This is a genomic window from Desulfosporosinus cupriresistens, from assembly GCF_001707885.1.
Lineage (GTDB): Bacteria > Bacillota > Desulfitobacteriia > Desulfitobacteriales > Desulfitobacteriaceae > Desulfosporosinus.
On record NZ_MASS01000101.1, the window covers coordinates 1 to 6,095 of the forward strand.

Consider the following 6,095-nt stretch of genomic DNA (forward strand, 5'->3'; position numbering starts at 1 on the left):
CAAGCTAGAGAGTCCTAGAGAGTCATTGTAAGAAACTCTCTGATACAGGGTACCTTTTAGGTCATGGAAATGAAGACGGCGTTATCGAGTAGGGAAAGGAATACAAAATTCGAAGGATTTCGACATAAGAGTGTTATATAAAATGAATTATCCATAGAACATATTGATTATGAGTATACTGATCTGCTATAGACACAAAATTAACTCAATGCTAATCTTTACTTGTGATCATCAAAATTTACGAGAGGAAAGGAAGTGAAGAAGAATGGTAATTGGTTTCATCGCTATCATCGTCATGATCGCAGTCTTTGGAATTGTTTTTGTTGATTACATGCAGCAAAAGCAAAATATAGGAGGACAGGAACATGTTTGAACTTTTAGCCTTTTGGAGTTATCAATAAAAAAAGCAGCCTCTAAAGGCCGCTAAGAAGGTATATCAAGATCATTATATCACGAAATTCGTGAAAGGTCTTAATTATTATGTCATCGCCCCAGAGCACTGTTTGGTGAAAAAGGCTGGGTGATAATTAAAGAAATTTCTTCTCCCAGCCTATCAATAAGACCTCAGAAATTAACCCAAGGCACACAACGGAAAAGATTTGATCGCATGGTTGTGAAAGTCAGGTCAAATAAATCTCTGTGTACTAATGAGCAAACTGTTGCAGGATAAGCCTTGAAGTAAGCTAATCGCCACCGGGGTAATTCTGCTGGTTGTTGCGATTTGGATGAAAGGTGGGATTCGTTTGTACTTAACACGATTCAAATATATACCTTTAATTGGAACTATTAGAACCTACAAAAAGGAATATTTTAGTAAAGACTTGATAGCCGCATTGACCGTAGCCGTAGTAGCTATTCCACAGTCAATGGCTTATGCGCTGATCGCGGGTGTTAACCCGGTTTATGGTCTATACACAGCTATTGTATCAACTATTGTTGCTTCGATATTTGGAAGCTCGAAGCACCTAATCGCCGGACCGACTAATGCTATAGCTCTACTAGTAGCAGGTAGTATGAGAAACTTTATGGGACTTGAAAATGCTTATCAAATGCTTTTTTTAATGACTTTTATGGTTGGCGCTCTACAAATTTTCTTTGGAGTCATTAAACTCGGTAAAGTGATAAATTTTGTGTCCCATACTGTAATTGTAGGTTTTAGTGCTGGGGCTGGTGTGCTGATTGCCTTAGGACAATTGAGTACACTACTGGGCATATCTATCAAAAATTCAGCTCAAATGCCAACAACAGAAAAATTTTACTATGTAATGACTCATTTAAGTCAAACTAATTTGTATGCACTGGGACTGGGTATAATGACCATAGCGGTGATCTTGATTTGTAAAAGGATCAATAAAAATTTGCCTGGTGCATTAATCGGGATTATTATTCCAATTATCTTTATAGTAATTTTTGCATTGGATCAGAAGGGCGTTAAACTTACAGGCAATATTCCATCTTCTTTGCCTCCCTTCAAGATGGTACAGTTCAATATTGTTTCGATGAAGGAAGTTTTCAGCGGAGCAATTGCGATTTCAATCATAGGACTAGTAGAAGCTATATCAATTTCAAAAACCATTGCCAGCACCTCGCGACAAAAAATTGATGCTAACCAGGAATTTGTCGCGCAAGGTTTAGCGAATGCTGTGTCCTCTTTCTTCCAGTGTTTTCCTGGATCTGGTTCCTTTACACGTTCCGCAATAAATTATCACAACGGAGCAGTAACCAGAATCGCTGGCATCCTCTCAGGTGTGGTAGTTGCTTTAGTTCTTGTCTTTTTTGCTCCGTTTGCTAAGTATATACCCAATCCATGTTTAGCTGGAGTGTTAATACTTACAGGATATGGACTAGTCGACAAAAAGGAAATCAAGAAGGTATTGAAAGTAGGCAAATTTAAATCTGATTCCATTGCTTTGTGCGTAACATTTTTAGCAACAATTTTAATGCCGGACCTAGATTATGCAATTTATACAGGAATCGCACTATCCATTATCCTGTACCTGAAAGATACAAACAAAGTCCCTATAAAAATTCTTATTCCAACACAAGGCGTAGATTCCCAAATTATTGAACAGGAGATCGAATCTGTCAAAGGAAAAGTCGATGTTCTAATTATACAGTTGGAAGGAAATCTTTACTTCGGCTCGGCATACGACCTTGAAGAAAGACTTGATAGCCTGGTGAATAAAGCTAAAGTCTTTATCCTAAGGATGAAATATGTTCCGACTATTGATTTAACATCACTTAATGCTTTAAAAGTTTTCATCAGGACTGTGAGAGAAGCAGGTGGGGTCCTGATTGTCAGTGGGGTAAAGTCAGATCTTAGCTCAATGCTTAATAAGACGAATCTTGTTTCAGATATCGACGTTGACAATATATTTATGTCCGAGAATGAGATTTTCGCCTCTTCCACTAATGCCTTAGAGAGAGCAAGAGCTGTTCTGAATTGTGAAAAGGATAACAAAATAAAATCGATGGCATGTAATCTATTAGAGTCTGTTTCGAATTTTAGCGGTGGCGCCAGTGTTACTAGCAAGAACACCAGTTCGTTCTAGACGTAGAGAGGTTATTCAAAAGGAAAAACACTTTAACCAATTATTATGCCAGAGGTGCCATATTCAGAAGTTTAACGTACTAGGATGTTTAACGATGCGCCAATCTTTAGTAGATTGTTGGCAGTAACCATAAATACTGAAAGGTGGGATTCGTTTGTCCAGCTTACCACTTAATAAATATATACCTTTAGATAAGAAGGTCAAAAGAGAGTCGGGAGACAGAGCTAACCCAATTTGGCTCGTAGTCAATCCAAAGCATCCTGCTGTACGTCATAACATCTGGACACCGGCTTTAGCTGAGATACAGGACAAAGTATATAGGGAAATTCATACAAGAATCGACACTACTAATATTTATATTAGGAATGCTGTTAGCAATAGCGCAATAGTTCCTAACACATTGAATTGGTGGGGAGCAGAAGTTGCTAAAGAGATAGAGGAGTTCAGGGAAATTGTTCTTGAACATAAACCAAAGCTTCTTATTTCTTTCGGTGCATTTCCCTTTGAATTTTTGAGACGTGTCTATGAGATCAAACCTGAAAAAGGGCCAAAATATTGGGGAACTTCCAACTTAGGAGATGAATTTGGAAGATCAATTGAGAACTTCGATATCAACAAGACTAATCGAATTCCTTTACTTCGTAGAGTAATTTCCAGTGGTAAGTTCATAGAAGACCACAATTATTATGGCCAAAATTACTTTCATTATGTTGGGACAAAGATCGCTGAAAAGATTATTGAGAATAAGGAAAGTCTCAATATTTGGATTGAATAACGCTTGTCTAACAAAATTTCAAGATGTCCAAGATTCAGAAAAATCTGGTGAAATAAGAAAAATAGGTTCGCGTAAGTTTAAGGTCAGTATACTGAAATAGGCCCTGAAGAGAAAACCTAACTCTTCGGGGCTTTAGTATGTTTGGTGCTTAGAGTACATCTTTTTCGCCTCAATATGCACAGTTTTTAGGGGGTAAGTTAGTTATTTCGATACCAAATATTATACTTAATATTTTAAAAAATTACAATAATAGTTCTATTATTATTCTGAATTCCTTTTGAGCCATTGAGGCTTTCAATCGTTATTTTACATTATAGAAGTGTAGAATTCGTTCATTAGTTTGCTAAACTTCAGATATATTTATTTTCCACGGATAACTATATCTCTTCAAGGGGAGTATATCTGAAAGAAACAACGAGAGTGCAGACAATAAATAACTGGCGGTTGTTATACGCTTATTCGATCCATATTTTAAGGCTATCCTTGTTTTCGATAATTTTATCAGCGATTTTTGTTCCAATATCACGAAAGTAATTTTCACTATCTTCCCAACAAGCAAAATTGTAATCTTCAATGAAATTACTACGCTTGATTATTCGACGAGGTAAGGGAATCCTATTAATTTGGTTTATATCAAAGTTCGCAATTGAGCGTTCGAATTCATCTTCTAGGTTAGTAGTACTCCAATATTTAGGCCCTTTTTCAGGTCTTATATCAAAGACACGCCTTACATATTCACATGTAAGGCTACCAAAAGTAATAAGAATTTTAGGCTGATGTTTATGGATACTATCTCTTAACATAACAATTTCTTCAGCTTCAGCTTCAGCTACTTCCGTCACCCACTGATTTGAGGTATTAGGAACTATTCCAATATCACTAACAGTATTTCTGATGAAGATTTTTGTAGAATCAATTCTAGTGCGAAGTTTACGATATACCTTATCCTGAATCTCCTCTAATATAGGAGCCCAGATATCGTTACGAACAGAGGAATACTTGGGATTAATTAAGAGCCAAATCGGATTAGATCTATCTCCAGATTCTTTCTTCATTCTATCAACTAAAGGTGAATATTTATCGAATTTTAAGTTGGGCAATTTTAACGGATTAGGATCAATCATTTGAAATACCACCTTTTAATGATTTTATATCTGCGCACGGCCATTGGTACCTGAAAGATAACTTTCCCCCTTTGCTTGTATGATATAATTGTTATATTGCAAACAACGTGCCAACCTTAAAACCCACTATATTCAAGTATTTATCCAATCATAATAAAAAGAGGTGTATCAAATGCTACACTTCGAAATAATTATTATTAACCTTTTAAGACTGTTTATCATCTTCATACTCTTTTTTATGAAGTATTAGAGCCCTTCTTGGTAATGTATCTTTTCTTCAATTGTATGTATTATATAATTCAGTTTGGGATTCTTCCATTATAGGGGCTGATTTGGTGAAGAATAAAAGAATATTTTACTATTTTAAAGGTAACAGTTTGATTAATCAGATTGTAATTATCATTGCCATTATCATGCTTGTCTCATTAGTGGCATTGATGTATGACATCTTTTTCGCTTCACGGACGGATGAAGTTGTATTTTTAGACAAAGAGCAGAGACTGGAGGCCTTGGTTAAAAGTACAAATATTGAATATTCCAGAAATTTAGAGTCTCAATGGAGCGGGCCAGAAGATATCTCTCCGACTATGCTTAATGACGAGTTTACCCGGGTCGTAGAACCCCTAGTTCCAGCGAATTCAGGGATTCGTTTCGGTCTATATGTTCCCAGTACTGAAAAGATTGCAGTACTAGGTTTCCTGCATAACTATCGAAACCTCTCACAGGAAGAGGAAGCTCAGAGGGAGAAAGACATATTAGCGAATACTAAACCTGGTCTGATAGCAACGGAGATGGGTAAGGAACCGCTCTTTCGAATTTCCGGCTCTTGGGATGATCAGGTTGTTGCGTACATTACACCTGTTGTACTAAAAGGGAAAGTGATAGCAGTTATGTGGGTAGAGGAGCGACTCAACCCCTTCTTTTACCAGAGTAGTTACTTTGGTAAACTGCTGCGTTACTTCACTGTTGGCGTTCTGGCCTTAGTTATGATGGGTACACTAATAATAATCAAAAATTTAACCCGCGGGGTCGATCGTTTAAAGCAGGGCTTACATAGCATGGAGAGTGATATTCATCAACTTTTGCCTGAAATGTCAGGTGAACTGGGTCAGGTGGCCCGAGCCGTCAACCGGATGGCTGTTGGCCTAGCAGAAAAGGAACGGTTGGAAGATCAACTTCGGCAATCCGAGCACCTTATAGCACTTGGTCGTCTAGCAACTGGTGTAGCTCATGAATTGCGTAACCCCATTGGTATTATCAAAACCTTAGTTGAACTTATGAAACAGGAATATTCTCAAGTAAGCGGCATCGAAGAATTTACAAGGGCTATAGACGAACAAGTGGACCGTCAAGAAGTGGAAATTCAAGAATTACTTGACTTTGGGCGGCCCTCTAAAGTGTCAATGAAAGAATGCTCTGTCAATAAATTAATCAAGGGAGTCCTCTCTTTTTCAGCCGCCATGTTAAACAAGCAAAATGTAGTGGTTGAATTCCAACCGGATAATAAACTTTCTAAGATCATAGCTGATGCTGAAAAATTAAAACAGGTTTTTGTCAACATTATTGTTAATGCTGCGGAATCAATGCCTTGTGGAGGCAAACTGGATATTATTACGAAAGAAACGGACAATACGGTGACAATCA

At 37.3% G+C, this 6,095-nt stretch carries 4 protein-coding genes; 3 read left to right on the forward strand and 1 reads right to left on the reverse strand.

Translation table 11 applies throughout. The features are described from left to right. The first annotated feature begins 725 nt into the window (after positions 1-725). Together DSBG_RS21055 and DSBG_RS21060 are read left to right on the forward strand one after the other, a co-directional pair. Positions 726-2,552, forward strand: coding sequence for a SulP family inorganic anion transporter (locus DSBG_RS21055; RefSeq protein ID WP_083237019.1), 1,827 nt, complete (start codon positions 726-728; stop codon positions 2,550-2,552). A gap of 154 nt (positions 2,553-2,706) precedes the next feature. After that, a complete protein-coding gene (locus tag DSBG_RS21060; protein WP_009618405.1) occupies positions 2,707-3,327 on the forward strand; it encodes a hypothetical protein in 621 nt (206 codons plus the stop codon). A gap of 455 nt (positions 3,328-3,782) precedes the next feature. On the opposite strand, the gene DSBG_RS21065 is transcribed toward DSBG_RS21060, so the two are convergent. After that, positions 3,783-4,451 (reverse strand): hypothetical protein, encoded by a 669-nt coding sequence (locus DSBG_RS21065; protein WP_068966901.1) that lies wholly within the window; start codon positions 4,449-4,451, stop codon positions 3,783-3,785. A gap of 335 nt (positions 4,452-4,786) precedes the next feature. On the opposite strand from DSBG_RS21065, the gene DSBG_RS21070 reads away from it, so the two are divergent. Beyond that, the coding region (locus DSBG_RS21070; protein ID WP_068966902.1) for a histidine kinase dimerization/phospho-acceptor domain-containing protein at positions 4,787-6,095 on the forward strand (1,309 nt) is incomplete at its 3' end.